The organism is Paenibacillus dauci, assembly GCF_000971985.1.
GTDB lineage: Bacteria > Bacillota > Bacilli > Paenibacillales > Paenibacillaceae > Saccharibacillus > Saccharibacillus dauci.
In genome coordinates, this window is sequence record NZ_LAQQ01000001.1 from 397,253 (window position 1) to 417,297 (window position 20,045).

Consider the following 20,045-nt stretch of genomic DNA (forward strand, 5'->3'; position numbering starts at 1 on the left):
TCTCTCATTTTAGCACTTTTTCTGTCACAGCCCCAGCCTGATATGCATTCTACTCTGCCAGCTGCTCCATATCCGGCTGCAGTCGATTTCGTAACATATACAACATAACTGCCCCTACTACAAAAGCAGCCAAATCCGAGATAACGAGCGACCAGACTACTCCATGAAACCCATTCATCCGGTTGGCAATATACAGTACAGGAATAAGCGTAATCCCCTGAATGACTGACATAACAAAGGCAGCTGTACCCTGCCCTGTAGCCTGGAAGATTCCTGTGAACAACGATGTAACCCCTGTAATAAATAAAGATAAAAAGGTCACATGCAAAATATAACTGCCCATTTCGATTAATAACGGATCATTGGTGAACAGACCAATCAGATGACCGGAAATCAGATAGACGATAGCACCAAATAGCACAGCCAGCACCAGTATTCCCTGAATGGTAAACGTAATTGTCTGCTTCATCCGTAATCGGTTAGCGGTAAAAGAGAAGGCTATCAAAGGCACCACACCTTCGCATAATCCCATCACGATAAACTCGGGAAATTGCAGCAGACGTGATGAAATACCATAGGCTGCTACGGCCTGATCTCCATACTCGATCAGAAACAGATTAAAAATAAGTGACATCGCTCCCATAAACAAACTCATAATAAATACGGGCACACCAATTTTGAGGACATTGCTCAAAATTTCTTTGTTCATTTTGAACCACCCAAGCGAGATACTCAGGAACTTGCTTTTCCAGCCCATATGAATAGCGTAGAAAATGCTCGCAGCCAGATTTGAAATAACTGTAGCTGAAGCTACACCTACTACACCCCAATGAAAAACGAAAATAACCAGCGCATCCAGAATGATGTTGACTACTACACTGAGAATCATACCAATCATCGAGGTGATGGCTGCCCCTTCCGAACGTACAATATTCTCTAGTGTGAAACATAATACAACTACAGGCGCACCGATCAGCATTACCGTCACATAGTCTTTGGTAAAAGCAAACGAGCTCGGTGCCGCTCCAAGACCATGAACGATCGAGTCAACGAGTGGCAAACCAGCTGCTATAACGAGCAATCCCAAAATCAGACTGCTATAAAAAGCAAATGAAGACACATGTTTCACATCTTCATATCTTTTCTCTCCCAGCAAACGGGAAATAAATGTCCCACTACCTATACCAATCAGATTGCCAAACGCCATCAGAGCTGCAAATAATGGCAAAGTGAGCGCCAGTGCAGTTAGCATAGCCGTATTATGCAGAGTGCCCAAAAAATAGGCATTCAAAATAGAATAAATCACACTCATCGACATTCCAAGCATCATTGGTACAGCAAAGTGGGCAACTGCCTTCGCAATCGGAGCTTTCTCAAAATAATGAAGATTTTCAGCATTCATAGTTATCACTACCTTCTTTTCATACTCTATCTAACACTGTTAGATTGTACCTTACAGTGTTAGATGTTATCATACCCTTATAGATCCTGTAAAGCATAAACTTACACTGTTAGATAAAAAGGATGATGAAGATGAAAAAGCAACAACCCCAGATTTCAGAAGATAAAATTCTGGAAGCTTCGTGGGAACTTCTCGGCGAAGAAGGGATTGAAAAATTCAGTCTAAGGCGGCTTGCTACCCGTCTGGATATACAGGCCCCCTCCCTGTACTGGTATTTCAAAAGTAAACAAGATCTCTATCAACGACTTGCCAATCAGGTAAGTAAAATTATTTTGGAAGAATTCTACTCCGATGGAGACTGGAAGCAGCAAATGACCGAACTGGCAGCGGTTATCCGCCGTGTGCTCAGACGTTACCCCTGCTCTACCCAGATGATGATGATGACTCTGCCCAATGAACCTGATATTATCCGTTTTACCAACCGGATGCTGCTTTGCGTGGAATCAACACCTCTGGAGCAGGATCAGAAATTCCAGGTAGTCACTACTTTTGTAAATTACATTTTCTATTTCGTAATGGATGATTATCAGCATCAGCGCAGTGTTGCAGCCATAACCGATAATGGAGAGACCCTTCCGGGTGAAAAGATGATGGGCTTGCTGGATTCAATGAGTGAGGGAGAAGCAGGTCTTTTTCGCCAGTTGTTCAACAGCAATAAGTTTGAGCTGATGGGAACAGATCAGTCTTTTGAATTCGGATTAAAACTAATTTTGCTTGGCATTGAACAGGCGATCAAGGAACAGGAAGATTAAATAACAAAAAGCGCCAATCGGATATCCGAAGGGCGCTTTTTGCTGTTATTTGCCGTTTACTTGGATTGAACCATAATAAATACTTATAAATATCATTTCCTTCCGTTTTGATTTTATCGTTTATTGCTTTTCCAGGAATCTTTGAGAGATACTATCCGATTGAATACTGGACGATCCGCAGTTGTATATTTATTATCCACACAGAAATAACCGTGACGAATAAATTGAAAACGATCACCTGCAGATGCTTCGAGCAGCGAGGGCTCCCCTATGCTATCAGTCACACGGATCAGGGATTCCGGATTGATCCGATTCTGCCAATCAGCCGGGTCTACAGGTGTCTCATCCGATTCACGAAGCAGCGAATCATATAGATGAGTCTCTATACGGATGCCATGCGCAGCTGATACCCAGTGCAGCGTTGCTTTGACTTTACGACTGTTAAAGCCGCTGCCACTTCGTGTTGCTGGATCGTACGTGCAGTGCAGCTCTAGGACTTCTCCGGAAGAGGGATCGCGAACAACATGTTCACAACGAATAAAATAAGCCCCTTTTAGTCTGACTTCCATTCCCGGTGACAGACGGTGGAATCCGCGAATTGGCTCCTCCATAAAGTCTTCCCGCTCAATCCAGAGTTCTCTGGTAAATGGAAGCTCTCGCGCACCCATTTCTTCATTTTCCATATTATTTTCTACAGTCAGCCATTCCACTGTATCGGCTGGATAATTAGTGATTATGACTTTAATAGGATCTAATACGACCATGGCACTGCGCGTATTGGGCTTCAGATCCTGACGAATGGCGTGTTCCAACATAGCGATATCTACTGTGCTGCTCGTACGGATCATTCCAATCTCCCTGAAAAAGGAATGAATACTCTCCGGTGTATATCCCCGCCGCCGTAGCCCTTGCAGGGTAGGCAGACGTGGATCATCCCAACCGTCTACATAACCTCCCTCTACCAATTCACGCAGGTAACGCTTGCTTGTTACGACTCCTGTAATATTGAGCCGTCCGAACTCGTGCTGCTTGGGCGGTTCACTCACTTCCAGTTCACTCAGTATCCATTCGTATAGCGGACGGTGTTCTTTGAATTCAATCGAGCAGAGAGAATGAGTAATCCCCTCCAGCATATCCTGGATCGGATGGGCAAAGTCATACATTGGATAAATGCACCACTGTGTCTCCGTGCGGTAGTGCGCTGCATGAATTATCCGGTATAATACCGGGTCCCGCAGTGTCATATTGGCAGAAGTCATATCAATCTTCGCCCGCAGTACTCTCGTTCCGGCAGCATATTCGCCGGCACGCATATCTTCCAGCAATTTCAGATTCTCCTCGACAGAACGGTTGCGGTAAGGACTGTCCATTCCCGGTTCAGTCAGTGTGCCACGATACAGGGTCATTTCTTCCGGTGTAAGATCACAGACATAGGCTTTGTTTTTACGTATTAACCGGATCGCGGCTTCATAATAATATTCCGCATAATCGGAGCCAAAATACAGTTGTGGACGATAGCCGAGCCACTCTATATCTTCGATAATCGAATGCACGTACTCCATACTTTCTTTGAGTGGATTCGTATCATCCATCCGCAGATTGAATATTCCTTCATACTGCCGAGCCAGCTCTGCGTTAGTAATAATCGCAAAAGCACTGCCGATATGCAAATAACCGTTAGGTTCCGGAGGAAAGCGGGTCGCTATGGGGCGGCTGTATACATGGATGCGAATATCTTCTTCAATTACTTTATGAATAAAATGGGAGTGATTCTCGTTTATAGCAGTCATGGGGTGACCTCCTTGATCGGTTCCGGCTACATATGCTTACCGGATAGTTTTTCTCGTCTACTCTGCTTGTTGTATAACACATATTCAGACTAACCTTATTACAGACACAACAAAAAAATCCCACCTCCAAGACGTATGGTCTTGGGGACGAGATTCTGATCGCGGTGCCACCCCAGTTTGCGGATATATCACTATATCTGCCTTATCAGGTACGCCGCTGTACAAATCCAGTATAACGGTTATACCCTAGCTCTGTAACAGGAGCTCCTGTCGTACCATACCCGGTTCATCCGGTCCGATCCGCTGCTCAGAGGCTTGTTTCAAATAAAGCTTTTTGACTCCTTTTCAGCATCCGGAGCTCTCTGTACAAAAAGTAATTTATTCTACTCTTCTCATCATCGCATTTGATATTGGAATTATACTACCATTCGGCAGTCGGTTTGACAATAGATGCCAGTATGCTGACGCCTTATAATTACATTCAATTACATGCCCGTCAGCGAGAAACTTTTGATACGGTTACCAATCTCATCCCGCACACGCTGGAATACTCCCCAGCGCTGCAAGTCATTGCCTTCTGCCTTGGCAGGGTCATCGAATCCCCAGTGTTCGCGGCGAATATTCGATGGTGTCGCTGGACATTTGTCATCGGCATCACTGCATAGAGTTACGATCATATCGGCCCGGTTTAACAATTCCATATCAATTACGTCGGATGTTTGTCCCGAGATATCGATATCTACTTCTTTCATCGCTTTTACCGCATTCGGATTCAATCCATGGGCTTCAATGCCTGCGCTGTAAATATTCCATTTCTCGCCCAGATATTGCTTCGCCCAGCCTTCCGCCATCTGACTACGGCAAGAATTGCCTGTACACAAAAAATAGAGGATTTTCTTTTCCATTACACCCAGCTCCTTTACACTTATTTACCAGTCTGTAGACTCGTTCACAGCCGATATACTGCTTATCTACTATCAAGCACCCACAACGATAAAACGAACCCTTGGTATCTATTGCTTACTCTTTCTTACATCTGGGCAATCAGCAGTAGCCAGAGATACAGACCCAGCAAAGTCAGGAACAGCGTAGGAATCGTCAGGATAATACCTGTTTTGAAATAGGTTCCCCAGGAGATACGGATTCCTTTGCCATTCAGTACATGCAACCAGAGCAGTGTAGCCAGTGAACCGATCGGCGTCATTTTGGGACCCAGATCCGATCCGATAACATTGGCATAAATAAGACCTTCCTTGATCACACCTGCAGCAGTTGTTCCCTGAATAGCCAGCGCATTGATCAGTACTGTCGGCAGATTGTTCATTATCGAGGACAGTATGGCAGAGAGAAAGCCCATGCCCATAGTCGCTGCGAACAGACCATGATCGGCTGTTACCTGGATCATACCTGCCAATATATCAGTCAGTCCGGCATTACGCAGCCCGTACACCACTACATACATCCCGATCGAGAAAAACACAATTGCCCATGGTGCTCCTTTGACGACTTCGCGTGTAGGCACTGCCTCACTGCGATTTGCCATGACCAGGAAAAAGATAGCGATAACCCCTGCTACCAGTGAGACCGGGATATTGAAGAATTCGCTGACAAAGTACCCCACCAGCAGCAGTCCCAGTACCCACCAGGATAGCCGAAACATACGGATATCCTTGATCGCATCGACCGGCGGCTTGAGGTTTCGTTCATCAAAGTTACGCGGAATACTTTTACGGAAAAAGAGATACAGTACCAGAATACTCGCACCCAGTGCAAACAGATTTGGTACAATCATCCGGCCCGCATATTCCATAAAGGTAATATGAAAATAATCTGCCGAGACAATGTTCACCAGATTGCTGACTACCAGTGGCAGCGAAGTAGTATCTGCGATGAATCCACTGGCCATAATAAACGGCAGAATATGCTTGTCACTCAGTTTTAGTGCACGCACCATCGCCAGAACAATCGGCGTCAGAATCAGCGCAGCCCCATCATTGGCGAACAGGGCTGATACCACCGCTCCCAGCAGGGAGACATAAATAAACATGCGCAGCCCGTTCCCATGAGAGATACGTGCCATATGTAGCGCCGCCCATTCGAAAAATCCGATTTTGTCGAGAATAAGAGAAATTAGAATAATCGCGACAAACGTCAATGTCGCATTCCATACAATCTGTGTCACATCCCAGACATCCTGCAGGTTAACGACTCCTGCCAGCAGAGCCAGCACTGCACCTCCGCATGCCGACCAGCCAATCGAAAGATTGCGAGGCTGCCAGATTACAAAAACAAGGGTAACCACAAAAATAACGATCGCAAGTATTACACTAAGCACAATAACTTCCTCCACATGATCAGCATTACAATATTCGTACTGTTAAACAGGCAAAACACCTTTTGAATCACTTGCTAATCACATGTACCCGTGATTATCCGAAGTAAGTTTCACCTAAAAGAATCTACACTATATTAACAGCAGCTGTCATTACCAGGGCTGCAGCAGTCTGATTCTGTTTTGTTCATCATTCGCAAAATCTCCTCGCTACCGGGCATATGATCCAGTACAGCCTGAATATGCGGCTTGTCTGCAATATTTAGCGAATAGTAGACCCATTGCCCCCTGCGCTCTTCTTTGACAATTTTGTGAGATTTCAGCTTGCGCATATGCTGGCTGATACCTGGCTGCGAGATTTCAAAAATTTCTACAAAATCGCATACACACCACTCTCGTTCCTTAAGCAGTGCCAGCATAATTAATCGAGTCCGGTCGCCCAGCAGCTTGATCTGTTCCGCCAGCTCCGTCATCTGATCCAGCTTGTTAAAATGAAGCTCCGTTTCCAACTTGATCCCTCCTGTTATGGAAACCTGATAGATGTATCCATATAGATATAGTCTATAATGCCATAGCCAGAGTCATCAGTGTTAATTACTATATAAGCATATGCTTATATAGTAAAGACTACAAATGACATCGTCAATCCTTTTTGTTTACTATGTATACAATCGGCTGTTTCTTTTTTATTTCCTCTATTCGTAATCACAACGATTTTTGTTATAATGATACTATATGATCTGCGAGGAAGGTGAAAAACGTGAAGCAGGAAGCCATTATAGAAGAATGCAGCCATTGCAATGATGCTACGGAAGCTTCACAGCAGGAACTTGCTCGTCTGAAGCAGGAATTGATCAATAACGATACTGCGCTGTCGATGGCAGAGATTTTCAAAGCACTGGGTGATCCTACGCGTGTCCGATTGATCTATGCTCTTCTTCAAAAGGAACTTTGTGTCCATGATATTTGTGAAGTGCTGGATATGACCCAGTCTGCAGTATCTCATCAACTCCGTTATTTGCGCAATATGCGTATCGTCAAACCACGCAAAGTCGGCAAAACGGTCTTTTATTCACTGGATGATTATCATGTGGAAGAAATTTTCAGACAGACCCATCAGCATTTAACCCATAAATAATTGCTGCGTTTATACAAAGCAACCTGCTGCTGCTCCATGTAACCATATAAAAAGGAAGTCTCTATCCCGAGACTTCCTTTTTGGCATTTATAAATTAATATGATCGGTTAGATAGCTAATGCTTGTTGCCTTCACATTGCATGTCCGGTGTATCCAGCTGAATCGTAATATGACCGATACCATAATGGTGCTGGATCAGCTCACGTGCAGATTTCATAATCTGACTTCCGTAAATGGTATCATCAATCATCAGATGACAACTCAGCAGCGGCAGATCTGATGACAATGACCAGACATGCAGATCATGAACACCCTGTACATGCGGGATACCGGCCAACTCACGGGTAATCTCTTCGGTATGGATATGAACCGGCGTACCTTCCATCAGAATATGCACAGAATCCCGTGTGACCCGATAAGCGCTGATCAGTACAAGTACAGCCACGATGATACTTGCAATGGGATCAGCCAGCGTCCAGCCGAAGAACATAATCAGCAGCGCAGCAACAATCGCACCTACCGAACCAAGCAGATCACCGATAACATGCAAAAAAGCACTGCGAATATTCAGATTCTCGGACGTATCGCCTTTCATCAGGATATAAGCTGCCAGTATATTAACAATTAATCCGATAACAGCAATCGTTAGCATGCCGGAACTCATAATACTCTGCGGCTCACTGAGTCGCTGGAATGCTTCCCAGAAAATATAGAGCGAAATAACAACCAGCGCGATTCCGTTCAAAAAGGCAGCCAGCACTTCAAAGCGCTTGTATCCATAAGTCTTGGTACCGCTGGCTTGACGCTGTCCCCATACCATGGCGACAAAACTGAGTCCCAATGCTGCTGCATCACTAAACATATGCCCAGCATCCGATAGCAGCGCCAGACTGTTCGTCATCACTCCTCCAATCACTTCTACGATCATAAAAGCTGCAATCAGAAAGAAAGCGAGTCCGAGTGCCTTTTTGTTCGCATTATGTGAATGAGAATGACTGTGACCATGTCCATGATGATGAGAGTGACCATGGTGAGAATGTTCATGACGATGATCGGCATGTTCACCGTCAGATATAGGGGTCGTACGAAGGGTAGAGGTCATGATGATCCGCTCCTTGTATTATTATTTATCTTATTCCCGTCTCAAAAAACATATGAGCAACTATTCATGTGTTTATTATAGTATACCTCTTCTATTCTGGCAACATAGAAGGATCATAATGATCCAGATCGGCGTAAAGGATGTAGACAAGTCATTTTCCATCCCAAAAAAGCCTTCTTTCCACTTATGGAAAGAAGGCTTTTCGGATACTCTTTGATGTTATCTCTTTTTTGTTCGTACATGTCTACCGAACGTCTTTGTGATTTATTAGCGGATATCCTGGGACAGATCCTGAATCCAGTCTTCACTGCCTTGTGCGTTGATCACCGATTCATGGGAAATTGCCGCTTCCTGGATATTACCAAATCCCCAGTAGCCTTTTGGCACATCCGGGAACATGCTTTCACGATTCAGCAGTGGACCTCGATTTAGCATCACATTCATCATCGTCGCTGCCTCTACCCGGCGGATCTTGGCATTCGGGCGGAATGTTCCATCCGGATAGCCCTTGATCCATTGGTTCTGATAGAGCTGCTCGATCGAGCTGGCTGCCCAGTGACCTTTGATATCATTAAAATGATACGTAGACAACGGACTAACCGGAAGCTCTTTGAAACGCGTAACTACTGCGGCAAGTTCAGAGCGGGTAACCGGTTCATCGGGACGGAAATACGTCCCTTTTTGGAAATAGCCCTGGTGAACTGCAATATCAATATATTCTGCTGCCCAGTAGTCAGCAGGTACATCTTGGAATCCGGCTTTGGTTACTGTACCGGTATCTTCAGTCAGACGCGCTACCATGGCAGCGAGTTCGGCTCTGGTCAGTGAACGATTCGGATAAAAATTCCGATCCGGATAACCCTGCATATAACGCTTGTGTCCCAGATGATCATAACGCTGGGAGAATACACGAATCATAACTGATGACAACTGATCTGCTGTCTCTACTGCACTATCGCCAGAAGTAACAGAAGCAGCAACTACAAAGTTCTCATTGGCTGCATGGGCTTGAGGCCATTTCACCTGCACGGTAAATTTACCGCGCTGCTCTGTTTTCAACTGGGCTAATGGCCAGTGGATGATTACTGCGTCAGCAGCCATTTGGGTAACTCCACCATCGGCTGCAACCACATCTGTACCGACTGGCAGCTTCAGATTGACCGTGCCGCTGGTCAGAGGTGCTGTACCATCATTTTGATAATCGACAGTAAGCGTGCTGACCGATCCTTCTTCTACCTGAGTCTTATCCGCGGTGACGCTGACAAGAACATGAGGTGTACCAGATACTACAGATACGGAAGTTCCTCCGCCAGAGTGACCACCTGATGATGCAACCAGTGGTGCCAGCTGAATATCTTTGCGTACAATCTCGGTTTCTACCGAAATTGTCTCACTTTTATAATCAGCGTAACCATCTTTGTGAACCAGCAGATAATAATCAGTATACGGATAAACCATATACGCATAGAAACCTTTGGCATCCGTCAGCTGGACCGGACTTGCATTATTATTAGGTTCGAATCCTGGAATAGCAGGCAAGGTTACTCTCGTATCTGCTTTACTGCCGTTACGATCTGTTTTGGCATAATACAAGGTAACGGTTGCTCCCGGAATAAGTGCTCCCGTGTTCTGATCCGTTACCGTACCATACGGATCGACCAGTTCCTGGGAAATATTCATCTCACCATCGGCGGTAACCTGTACATCACTCTGGGTTACAGTAATTTCCTGACCCCCACCGAGATCATACCGGATATCCAGCGTGTAAGATCCAGTATCCAGACCTTCGGCACTGAACACTCCATTGTCTTGCATAGCAAATGCTTTAGGACGGCCATTACCGTCTCTAATATAAGTGCCTGTTGCTTTATTCATCAGATAAGCTTTGGTTTTGTTGAGGAAACTATCCTGCAGAATACCCGTGGAGCCATCCGCCTTTTTCATAAGCAGAACGCCTGTAACGGTTTTCTCGGAGTTAAAGTTCTGCTGGTTATCTCCTTTGACTGAACCTACAATCGCTTTTTGATTGTATTTAATCGGAGTAGCTACGCCCCCGATATCCATCATTTCTGTAATCTCGAGTGCATACTGCTGATCTGCACGCGGAACAGTAATATTATAGGAACCATCTGTACCCGTTACCACGGACTTGACAAAATCAATACCCGGCTCCATAACACCGTTGCCATTCAGATCAAGTGATGCTTTGACGATGGCTCCGTTTACACGGACATTGCCAGTACCTCTTGTCACAATACCGCTAATAGCTGGGGGCTGGAAGGCAATCTTGATTTGATCCTGTGCTTCCAGTCCGCGATCAGGATCATTGGCAGTTGCCTGAACGACATACTCCATCTCCTGGTCGGTCTCGGTAGCTGCCGAACGGTAGGTTACTACCGCTTTTCCGGTACTATCTGTTAATACTTTTTCACCGTCTTGGAGCGGCTGTCCATCTTTGAGCAGCGTACCTACATTGGACAATGAGCGGAAAGCTACCGGTACGCCGGCGATTGCTTTGCCATCCAGATCTGTCAGAACAGCTGTAAGCTGAGTAGTTGCTTTGCCATCTGCCAGAATTCGTGCAGGATTGGCAGTCAGCTTAAGCACGGCTTGAATCGCTGCCGGAGCAGCTTCTACATTCACTTTATTGGACGATAGTGAAGGTATTTCGTTCACGATCTGAATAACATAATAATTATCAGCGACTGGAACACCGATAAACGTATACGTTCCTGTCGGTTCTGCTATACCGTTATCGATCAGCATACCGTTATGATACAGTTTCAGCGATGCGGATGGTTCTGCGCCCGATACGCTGACTGTACGAGCATTGTTGATACTGCCTGTTGCAAGCACAGGTTCCGGTGCATGTTGAACAGGTGGCGGTGATCCGATGTTGACTATATTGGATCGCTTGCTCTCCAGCTGATCCACTGTCTGGGTAACTGTATATCCTTCAGCTGGTGGGACATGACGGAAAGTATATTTTCCGTCTTCATCAGCTGTGCCATTCGCAATTACTACATTTTCTACATTATACAGCTGCAATTGTGCCCGGTAGACGGCTCCAGTTACATGGATCATGCCTTCTCCGTCATACACATCTCCGGTCGCCGTTACAGGATCCGGAGCGTTGGGACTTACAATAACGGCTGCTTCTACATCAACTGCATTGGAGAAGTCACTCTCCAGACTATCTACCATCTGGGTTACCGTATACTTCTGATCAAAAGGAACACCGGTAAACGTATAATGTCCTGTCTGATCTGCAGTACCGTTACTTATTGCCTGTTTTCCAGGACTGTACAATATCAAAGCAGCCAAAGGTTCGGCTCCTGACACTGTGATTGTTCCCTCTCCATTGGTACTGCCAACCGCATGTACGGGAAGCGGACGACCAACCTGGAATACAGATACATCTTCAGCTGAATTACCTGCTTCATCGGCAGTTACAACTCTTACGGTATGAGAGGTTTGTGACCAAGGTGCAGCAGGAGTATACATCCATGCTCCTGTTGAGTCTGCAGTTACATCAGCCACAATTGTATTATCGATTACCAGATTGACCGCAGCGTTAGGTTCGGTCATGCCGTATACATTTGCTTGTACACTGGTACTTCCTCCAGAGGCGGGGCTCTGGATCGCGATATTGGTCTTTGTTTTTACACGAAGCTTCAATGTCGCCTGCTTGCTGGAATTACTGCCTGCTGTCACGACTACGGTATAAGCTGACAGATCCTGCAGCGCCTGACCGGCTGGAACAGTCAATGACCATTTGCCATTGGATACCGGAACAGCATTAAACGTACGGTTGTCCGTCGGGTCCTGATCATTGGTTATTTTCAGATTGACGGATGTATCTGTCGATCTTCCCCGCAGTACCGGAGTCACATTGGTATAGTACGTGTAGGCATGAGAGCCATTTTCAATATTCACGGAGACGTCGTCTACTCCATAATTCAGTACGCTTGTTGTCTGCGTATTGCCTGCTTCATCCGTTACACCGGCTTTGATAGCATGATACGTCGTTGTATTTGCATTTGGAGACAATGGACGGTCAATAGCGAGTGTCCAGTTCCCATCGCTGCCTGCTTGAACTTCCTGATAAGCTGCGTTATCAATCGTCAGCTTCACTTTTTCTCCGGGATTGGCTTCACCTGTAATGACAGGTGTAGCTGTTCCTCGAGTAGAGTTGACTGGTGAAGTGATAGCCAGATTACTGGACAAATAATGAATCGTCTGTGTATCCAGAATCTGTGCATTATTAGCTGCTACAGCAACGATCTGATACGTCTTGCCTGCAGTCAGGGCTGCCGGATAAGTGAGTGCACCACTGCTCCAACTGCCTGGATTGCCCGATACAACAATACCTGTCTTGGTAAATACCGATGTCCGTACGGGCGGTGTGGCATCCGAGAGTTGATAAATGGTCAGATCCACTTTACGTGCTCCACCTGTCGAACGAACATAATCTCCACTAAAGGAAGTCGGGAATTGATAGGTTGAATAATCTTCTTTGCCATTAATTGTTACATTGGACAAATCGCTGAATATAGCGATCTTCTGGCTTGTCTGAGCAATATCCTGATTTTCATTGGTAACTTTGGCGCTGACCAGATAATTATCTTCAGCAGCCAATCCGGTGATTCCCGAGACCGTCCAGCTGCCCTGGTTCACGACGGTGTTGTACGTTTTGGATATTCCGGATTGAGTAACAGAGCTAATCGTTACTGACACCGGACTCTGATCACGTGCTGATGTTGTCGTACCACTGATGGAGGCAGGGAACGTACTGGCGGTCTCAGCCAGTCCTGTGATCGCAATAGTGGGACGATAAATGGCAAAAGCCGGACTGATTGCCGAATATGCTCCTGCGCCATTCATTCCATCTTTATTAATAACAGCCAGGTTGGCTGCTTTGGAGCTGGCAAAGTTAAACTGCAAAATCGAAGAAGATTTGATATTGGAGTCGATATCCGTCAGCGCACTAACAGGCACTTGCACATCGAGGAAATAGTCTCCGTTGGTATCTTCTGTTACCCGTGTACCCGGGACCTTACTGCCGGAACCATCTGTTTTGTTAATATAATGAATAACAGACCCGGACGCATTGGATACATAAATATAATCTTCATGTGGCGATTTGCCATCCAGACCTATAGTTGCACGCGGTACTCCATTTTGAAGAACCTGAACCATCCAGACCGAGGATAGAAATCCTCCCTTGATGTCACTGGGATCACCCAGCAGTCGAATACGGAAAAACAGATTGCTACCGTCTCCTGCTGCATAAAAAGAAGGCTTGTCTCCCGATCCTTTGGATACTCCGCTCTGGAAATCCACATCATCCGGACTGATACCGGGTTCATTAGCCGGATCAAAAAACACATTCCCTTGTCGATCCACATAAGGCGTGAAGCTGGCTGGCCATGGTGCAACGGGGCTGTTGATTGCCTGAATCACCGGTGCCGCAGCCTGGCTTGCACCCGGGACCGCTCCGGTCCATATCAGTACAACAACCAAAAACGCTGCCAACATTCTGGATAAGTAACTTCTTCTCACATACTTGCCCCCTTACTGCTTCAGATACATTTCTTTATTAATATCGGAGAATAGGATTATTTTGTTATATGGTTAAACTCACTTATTTGTTATATGGTTAAACTCACTTATTAGAACAATTACAACATTTTTTTACAGAACCTATATTAATCCAAAGATTCAAATCCAATACATTGCTTGATGTACATGGTTCCGATTTGGGTAATCAACCATAGCAGTAGGATGTATACTCTAGATATGACCATACGACGAGGAGCGTGACAGCTACATATGATCGATTTCTTTGCCGGACTCACACCTGTAATGCAGGCCCTGCTGGCAACATTATTTACATGGGGAATGACTGCTGTGGGTGCAGCTCTGGTCTTTACCTCCAAGAATCTGAACCAGAAAGTATACGATGGGATGCTCGGCTTTGCAGGCGGAGTGATGATCGCAGCCAGCTTCTGGTCATTAATTGCACCGGCGCTGGAGATGGCTTCGGAAGACAGTTCGCTTCCTGCCTGGATTCCGGCAGCCGTAGGCTTTATGCTGGGTGGGTTGTTCTTGTGGGGAGCAGACAAAGTTATTCCGCATCTTCATCCCTCTTCTGCCAGCAATCAGGCAGAGGGCATGGGTACCAAAAATAAACGCCGTAGTACACTGCTCGTATTTGCGATTACTCTTCATAATATTCCAGAAGGGTTGGCAGTCGGCGTCGCCTTTGGTGCAGTAGCGAATGGTACTTCTACCGAGTCACTTGCAGGAGCAGTGGCACTGGCTATCGGAATCGGGATTCAGAACTTTCCCGAAGGACTGGCGGTATCGATGCCGCTGCGCGGCGAAGGTATGAGTCGGCGCAAAGCCTTTTTCTATGGGCAACTGTCCGGAATGGTCGAGCCTGTAGCTGCAGTGCTCGGTGTGCTGGCCGTAACACTGATCGATCCGCTGCTGCCCTATGCCTTGTGCTTTGCTGCAGGTGCCATGATCTTTGTTGTCGCTGAAGAAGTCATTCCCGGCTCACAGGAAAAAGGCAACAAGGATTTTGCATCCATGTGCCTGATGATTGGATTTACTGTAATGATGATTCTGGATGTAGCGCTGGGCTGAAGATATACAAAAATAAGCTGCCATTCATGCATGACCCTATGAATAATCTACTGATCAGCAGAATCAGGAAATAAAAAAGGATGAAGTTAACGATTTCATGTTAAAAGAATACTACGATAGTCAACTAACATGAATGAGCAGATCAATAATGTACACTGTACCTTATCTAAACAAACAAACGGCAAGCTCCAGAGAATAAGAGCTTGCCGTTTGTTTGTTTAGGTATAATGTTCATTAGATGGAATTGCTCAATGAAATACGATCCATACTACAACCGGTGCGATAAAAGAAGCAACAATGGCACTGATCGTCATCGCAATCGAGCTCATTGAAGACGCCTGTTCTCCAATTTCAAGAGCCTTTGCCGTTCCCAGAGCGTGGGACGAGCTGCCCAGCGCGATTCCGCTGCCAATCACATGATGAATCCGGAACAGACGCAGCAGATAGACTCCACATACTGCTCCGGTAAATCCCGCAATCATAACAAATACCGAAGTGAGCGAAGAGTCTGCTCCCAAATGGTTGACGATCTGAATCGCTACTGGCGTCGTCACCGATTTGGGGACAATGGATAAAATAAACGGCTTGCTGAATCCCAGTGCCAGCGCAAGCAGCATACCGCTGAGCATCCCTGCAAATACACCAGCCAGCGATCCACCGACAATAGGCAGCCAGTTCTTTAACAGCTGATGTCGCTGCTTATAGAGCGGATAAGCTAGCGCTACTACAGCAGGCCCGAGTAGCTGATTGATCCATTGTCCGCCTTTCATATAAGTACTATAAGGAATATTCAGATTAATCAGCACGATTACAATAATGGCGGTTCCCGTCAGTGCAGGCATCAGCACCGGCAAGCGGAATTTTTTGTAAATCATAGCCATGACAACATAAATGAATACAGTCGATACGACAATACCTGCACTCAGCATGATGTTCATACCCGAGTCTCCTTTTCCCGGTATTGAACACTATTTCTACTGGCACCAGGCTGTCCCTGAGATAGCACTTTTTTCTCGGCAGTGTGTGCTCCAGGTCTTCCTGCCAGCCACTGGCTTACATGTCCAGCGACTGCAATAGTCAGGATCGTACTGACAATGACTACTACAACCAGCAGTAATCCTTTGCCTGCGAACAGATCCAGATGGTTCATAACCCCTACCGTTGCCGGAATAAAAAATAACGGCAGATAAAATAAAATGGTAGTACTTCCTTTCTCGATCCATGAGACCGGAATCACCCGGCATAACAGCAAAACAAATAACAGCAGCAAGCCGATAATACTGCCGGGGATCGGCAAATTCAGCCACGCCTGCACATAGCTGCCCACCAGATAAATGGCGTATAGCAGCATGATCTGGACAACAATCAGAATGACTTTCATGATTCATTTCCCTTCACTCTTGTATTCTCTCTATCACAGTATGAGTATCTATATACGTATAGCTTACCAGAAATATACTCGTTATTGCGCAATAGGTATGTATATTTTTCCACAAAAAAAGCCATCCTCACAAATATAGGATGGCTTTAAATTCGAAATGGATAAGGGTAAATCTAATGTTCCCGCAAAATAGTCATAATTAGTCTATCAGGACACCAACGATCTGCCTGGGTCGCTTGCCGACACTCAGATCTATTATTAGACACCGGCAGACTTGGCATTTGATGCTGGTTTGCCGGATTTTCCTTTGGAACGGGAAGATTTATTTTTGCCTTTCCCCTGCTTACGGGCAGGAGACGCGATTCGTTCGGCTTCATGTTCCAGAGCTGCTGAAGCAGCATCCAGCGTCGCCGAAGATACTGCTACATCGGCAATAGCTGCTGTTGGCTGAGTCGGATACATACGCTGGAATAACAGCGTCTGCAGAATCAGGAATGATCCGCTGACCATCCAGTACAAAGGCATCGCTGCCGGTGCGCTAAAGGAGAAGAACGCCATCATAATCGGTGACACATACCCCATTATCGCAAACTGCTTGCGCTGCTCGGGCGTCATGTTAACCTGGGACACCTTGGCCTGGAACAAATACAGTACCGCTACAATAATCGCCATAATCCAGTCGGGATGCCCTAACTTGAACCAGAGAAAGGAATGGGTCGACAGCTCGGGCGTCAACCGGATAGCTGTATACATCCCCGACAGAATCGGCAGCTGAATCAGAATCGGCAGGCAGCCGATATTCAGCGGGTTGAAGCTATGCTTTTTGTAAATCTCCATCATTTCCTGCTGTTGCTGCTGCTTGGAGGCCGTATCGGTTTTGTTCTCGTATTTTTTCTTGAGTTGATCCAGCTCCGGCTGCATGACATTCATCTTTTGCTTCATCGCCTGCTGGGATTTGGCTTGTCTCATCATCAGCGGCATCAGCGCAAATCGTACGGTCAGCGTCAGTACAATGATCGCCAGCCCGTAACTTCCGCCAAACCATGAAGCAATATGCTGCATACTGTAAGATAGCGGGAATACTACATAATGATTAAAAAATCCCGGTGTGTCGGAGTGAATCTCGGTAGCTCCGCCCGTGCCACAGCCGGACAGCAAGACTACCATCATCAATGCCAATATCAGGCCAAGCAGACGGCCTCTTTTACCCGTAAATGTGAATCCTTTGATCGTTTCCATGTTGTTCCTCCTCGTTGATGGTTCATACCGGCAATCAACGAGGTGGTGCAATCGGAACTATCATCATCAGGCGCTTCTTTCCTGCGTATCATGCGCGAAAGGCGCAGTGGTGCAGGATGGCTGCTGATGGACAGAATCAGCGGATAGAAATAATGCTGGCGGGATTTGCCGCCTACTGTCCAGAATTCGGTAATGCCGCAATACAAGTGGGCAATATATGCGTAACCCACTGTCAGAATCAGCCCGATGGATAGCAGATACGGGAGCAAATCATGGAACTCGGCCAAAGTCTTCACCTCCTTATGTCATAATATAGCTATTATACTCTATCCAAATCAAATGCATAAGACAAAAATCGACATGATCATAGTCAAAACAGTGAACATCCACAAAAACTTGAAAACGTTTTTTCGATGATATACAATGTGGAGGTACAACTAAAACAGGATTGTTACTGGTGAAGCAGGCAAAACCTAAATTGGCAACGAAACCGGCGTCGTATGATGCTGCTTTTGTTCCGGTTTAGGTTTTTTTTATTGCCTTGGAGCCATAATGATCCCGTATGATCTGGTTGATCGGTCTCACTACTTCCCAACAGAAAGAGGTTATATCTATGTCCAATGTAATCCAGGGTTTTCCGAAAAACTTCCTTTGGGGCGGCGCAACAGCTGCCAATCAACTCGAAGGTGGCTATAATGAAGGCGGAAAAGGATTGTCCAGTGCGGACATGATCGCCTATATTCCAAAAGAAAAACGCAGCAAAGAAATCTCCCATGCTATGGAGATTACTTCCGAGCGCATCGAAAAAATTCTAAGCGGCGAATTCGAAGCACGCTTCCCAAAACGTGACGGTATCGATTTCTACCATCGTTACAAAGAAGATATCGCCCTGTTTGCCGAACTCGGTTTTAAAGTATTCCGCATGTCCCTTCACTGGTCCCGTATTTTCCCGAATGGCTACGATGAGCAGCCTAACGAGGAAGGTCTGCAATTCTATGATGATGTATTCGATGAACTGCTCAAACATGGTATCCAGCCACTTGTTACACTTTCTCACTATGAGACTCCGCTGGGTCTGACAGAGAAATACAACGGTTGGGTAAGCCGTGAAGTGGTCGATCACTTTACACGCTATGCGGAGACCGTATTCAAACGCTATAAGGACAAAGTAAAATATTGGCTGACATTCAATGAGATCAATGTAATCACAATAAGTGCATTTACCGGCGGTGGTGTGGTTGTTGACCGTCTGGACAATAAACTTCAGGGTATGTATCAAGCACTGCATCATCAGTTTGTAGCCAGCTCTATCGCTACCAAACTGTGTCACGAGATTATTCCGGATGCTCAGATCGGATGTATGCTGGCTCGTATGGAGACGTATCCGAACAGCTGTAATCCTGAGGATGTACGTAAGGCGCAGCTGGCTAACCAGATGAATCTGTTCTTTACCGATGTTCATGCACGCGGTGAGTATCCAAAATTCATGGATCGTTATTTTGCAGAAAACAATATCGTCCTGCAAAAAGAAGACGGCGATGACGAGCTGCTGAAACAATATACAGTCGATTATATTTCTTTCAGTTATTACATGAGTATCACCGTTGCAGAGAATCCGGAAGGTGACAACGAAGCTGCCGGTAACCTGGTGGTAGGCAGTGTCATGAACCCTTATCTGGAGACCTCCGACTGGGGCTGGCAGATCGATCCGATCGGTCTACGTGTTACGCTGAATGCGATGTATGATCGTTATCAAAAACCACTGTTTATCGTCGAAAATGGTCTGGGTGCCTATGACAAAGTCGAAGAAGACGGCTCCATACATGACCCTTATCGTATCGAATATCTGCGCAAGCATATCGAGCAGATGAAAGAAGCTATCAAAGACGGCGTGGATCTGATGGGCTACACAGCATGGGGTCCAATCGATCTGATAAGTATGTCTACTTCCGAGATGTCCAAACGTTACGGCTTCATCTACGTTGATCAGGATGATGATGGCAATGGTACACTCGCCCGTTCCCGCAAAGATTCCTTCGCATGGTACAAGCAGGTTATCGCCAGCAATGGCGAGCAGCTGTAAGCCAATACTCCCGGCATTGATACTCTGCCATCCAAAAAGAAGCCGCTTCCGGTTCCATCCGGGCGGCTTCTTTTTTGGATATGCAAATCGATAGGAAGAGCTTGTAGGATACTGC

General features: G+C 46.0%; 14 protein-coding genes, 1 pseudogene and 1 other annotated feature. Of the genes and pseudogenes, 4 read left to right on the forward strand and 11 right to left on the reverse strand.

What is annotated here, in order from left to right:
- Positions 1 to 49: 49 nt before the first annotated feature.
- On the reverse strand, positions 50 to 1,402 hold the full coding sequence (locus WH46_RS09155) for an MATE family efflux transporter (RefSeq protein ID WP_046226493.1): 1,353 nt from the start codon (positions 1,400 to 1,402) through the stop codon (positions 50 to 52).
- A 131-nt stretch (positions 1,403 to 1,533) separates the two neighbouring features.
- Here WH46_RS09155 and WH46_RS09160 point away from each other — a divergent pair, with 131 nt between their 5' ends.
- The gene (locus WH46_RS09160; protein WP_046226494.1) at positions 1,534 to 2,214 is read left to right on the forward strand and encodes a TetR/AcrR family transcriptional regulator; all 681 of its coding nucleotides are present in this window, start codon (positions 1,534 to 1,536) and stop codon (positions 2,212 to 2,214) included.
- 113 nt (positions 2,215 to 2,327) lie between these two features.
- Here WH46_RS09160 and WH46_RS09165 read toward each other — a convergent pair whose 3' ends face one another.
- The 4 genes from WH46_RS09165 to WH46_RS09180 form a co-directional block, all read right to left on the reverse strand.
- Positions 2,328 to 4,004 carry a glutamine--tRNA ligase/YqeY domain fusion protein gene (locus tag WH46_RS09165; RefSeq protein WP_046226495.1) on the reverse strand — a complete coding sequence of 559 codons (1,677 nt, stop codon included), beginning with the start codon at positions 4,002 to 4,004 and terminating at the stop codon, positions 2,328 to 2,330.
- Between the two features lie 140 nt (positions 4,005 to 4,144).
- Positions 4,145 to 4,412 (reverse strand) — a binding site (T-box leader).
- Positions 4,413 to 4,489: 77 nt separating this feature from the next.
- The gene (gene arsC / locus WH46_RS09170; protein WP_046226496.1) at positions 4,490 to 4,909 is read right to left on the reverse strand and encodes an arsenate reductase (thioredoxin); all 420 of its coding nucleotides are present in this window, start codon (positions 4,907 to 4,909) and stop codon (positions 4,490 to 4,492) included.
- Positions 4,910 to 5,034: 125 nt separating this feature from the next.
- A complete protein-coding gene (locus tag WH46_RS09175) occupies positions 5,035 to 6,339 on the reverse strand; it encodes an arsenical efflux pump membrane protein ArsB (RefSeq protein WP_046226497.1) in 1,305 nt (434 codons plus the stop codon).
- A 134-nt stretch (positions 6,340 to 6,473) separates the two neighbouring features.
- A complete protein-coding gene (locus tag WH46_RS09180) occupies positions 6,474 to 6,809 on the reverse strand; it encodes an ArsR/SmtB family transcription factor (RefSeq protein WP_193746767.1) in 336 nt (111 codons plus the stop codon).
- Between the two features lie 287 nt (positions 6,810 to 7,096).
- Here WH46_RS09180 and WH46_RS09185 point away from each other — a divergent pair, with 287 nt between their 5' ends.
- Positions 7,097 to 7,474 carry an ArsR/SmtB family transcription factor gene (locus tag WH46_RS09185; protein ID WP_017812355.1) on the forward strand — a complete coding sequence of 126 codons (378 nt, stop codon included), beginning with the start codon at positions 7,097 to 7,099 and terminating at the stop codon, positions 7,472 to 7,474.
- 115 nt (positions 7,475 to 7,589) lie between these two features.
- On the opposite strand, the gene WH46_RS09190 is transcribed toward WH46_RS09185, so the two are convergent.
- Complete coding sequence (locus WH46_RS09190; RefSeq protein ID WP_231584315.1) at positions 7,590 to 8,576, reverse strand: cation diffusion facilitator family transporter; 987 nt, start codon at positions 8,574 to 8,576, stop codon at positions 7,590 to 7,592.
- 267 nt (positions 8,577 to 8,843) lie between these two features.
- Positions 8,844 to 14,138, reverse strand: a complete 5,295-nt coding sequence (locus WH46_RS09195; RefSeq protein ID WP_156172243.1) for an S-layer homology domain-containing protein — start codon at positions 14,136 to 14,138, stop codon at positions 8,844 to 8,846.
- A gap of 270 nt (positions 14,139 to 14,408) precedes the next feature.
- On the opposite strand from WH46_RS09195, the gene WH46_RS09200 reads away from it, so the two are divergent.
- Positions 14,409 to 15,227, forward strand: a complete 819-nt coding sequence (locus WH46_RS09200) for a ZIP family metal transporter (RefSeq protein ID WP_046226499.1) — start codon at positions 14,409 to 14,411, stop codon at positions 15,225 to 15,227.
- 248 nt (positions 15,228 to 15,475) lie between these two features.
- On the opposite strand, the gene WH46_RS09205 is transcribed toward WH46_RS09200, so the two are convergent.
- From WH46_RS09205 to WH46_RS24240, 4 genes and pseudogenes are all read right to left on the reverse strand, one after another.
- On the reverse strand, positions 15,476 to 16,165 hold the full coding sequence (locus WH46_RS09205) for an LrgB family protein (RefSeq protein WP_046226500.1): 690 nt from the start codon (positions 16,163 to 16,165) through the stop codon (positions 15,476 to 15,478).
- Positions 16,162 to 16,608 carry a CidA/LrgA family protein gene (locus WH46_RS09210; RefSeq protein ID WP_046226501.1) on the reverse strand — a complete coding sequence of 149 codons (447 nt, stop codon included), beginning with the start codon at positions 16,606 to 16,608 and terminating at the stop codon, positions 16,162 to 16,164. Before WH46_RS09210 ends, WH46_RS09205 begins: the two co-directional genes overlap by 4 nt.
- Positions 16,609 to 17,013: 405 nt before the next feature.
- A pseudogene (gene yidC / locus WH46_RS09215) lies at positions 17,014 to 17,847 on the reverse strand (membrane protein insertase YidC); the annotation flags it as partial.
- Entirely contained in the window at positions 17,790 to 18,134 is a 345-nt protein-coding gene (locus WH46_RS24240) for a hypothetical protein (RefSeq protein WP_069202832.1), read from the reverse strand. The gene WH46_RS24240 and the pseudogene yidC, both read right to left, overlap by 58 nt.
- A gap of 326 nt (positions 18,135 to 18,460) precedes the next feature.
- Here WH46_RS24240 and WH46_RS09225 point away from each other — a divergent pair, with 326 nt between their 5' ends.
- Positions 18,461 to 19,930, forward strand: coding sequence for a glycoside hydrolase family 1 protein (locus WH46_RS09225; RefSeq protein WP_046226502.1), 1,470 nt, complete (start codon positions 18,461 to 18,463; stop codon positions 19,928 to 19,930).
- Positions 19,931 to 20,045: the final 115 nt, after the last annotated feature.

Coding starts and splice junctions, on each gene's coding strand:
- WH46_RS09225 (WP_046226502.1), top strand. CDS start 18,461: ATGTCCAATGTAATCCAGGGTTTTCCGAAAAACTTCCTTTGGGGCGGC.
- WH46_RS09160 (WP_046226494.1), top strand. CDS start 1,534: ATGAAAAAGCAACAACCCCAGATTTCAGAAGATAAAATTCTGGAAGCT.
- WH46_RS09165 (WP_046226495.1), bottom strand. CDS start 4,004: ATGACTGCTATAAACGAGAATCACTCCCATTTTATTCATAAAGTAATT.
- WH46_RS09155 (WP_046226493.1), bottom strand. CDS start 1,402: ATGAATGCTGAAAATCTTCATTATTTTGAGAAAGCTCCGATTGCGAAG.
- WH46_RS09205 (WP_046226500.1), bottom strand. CDS start 16,165: ATGAACATCATGCTGAGTGCAGGTATTGTCGTATCGACTGTATTCATT.
- WH46_RS09190 (WP_231584315.1), bottom strand. CDS start 8,576: ATGACCTCTACCCTTCGTACGACCCCTATATCTGACGGTGAACATGCC.
- WH46_RS09180 (WP_193746767.1), bottom strand. CDS start 6,809: ATGACGGAGCTGGCGGAACAGATCAAGCTGCTGGGCGACCGGACTCGA.
- arsC (WP_046226496.1), bottom strand. CDS start 4,909: ATGGAAAAGAAAATCCTCTATTTTTTGTGTACAGGCAATTCTTGCCGT.
- WH46_RS09210 (WP_046226501.1), bottom strand. CDS start 16,608: ATGAAAGTCATTCTGATTGTTGTCCAGATCATGCTGCTATACGCCATT.
- WH46_RS09200 (WP_046226499.1), top strand. CDS start 14,409: ATGATCGATTTCTTTGCCGGACTCACACCTGTAATGCAGGCCCTGCTG.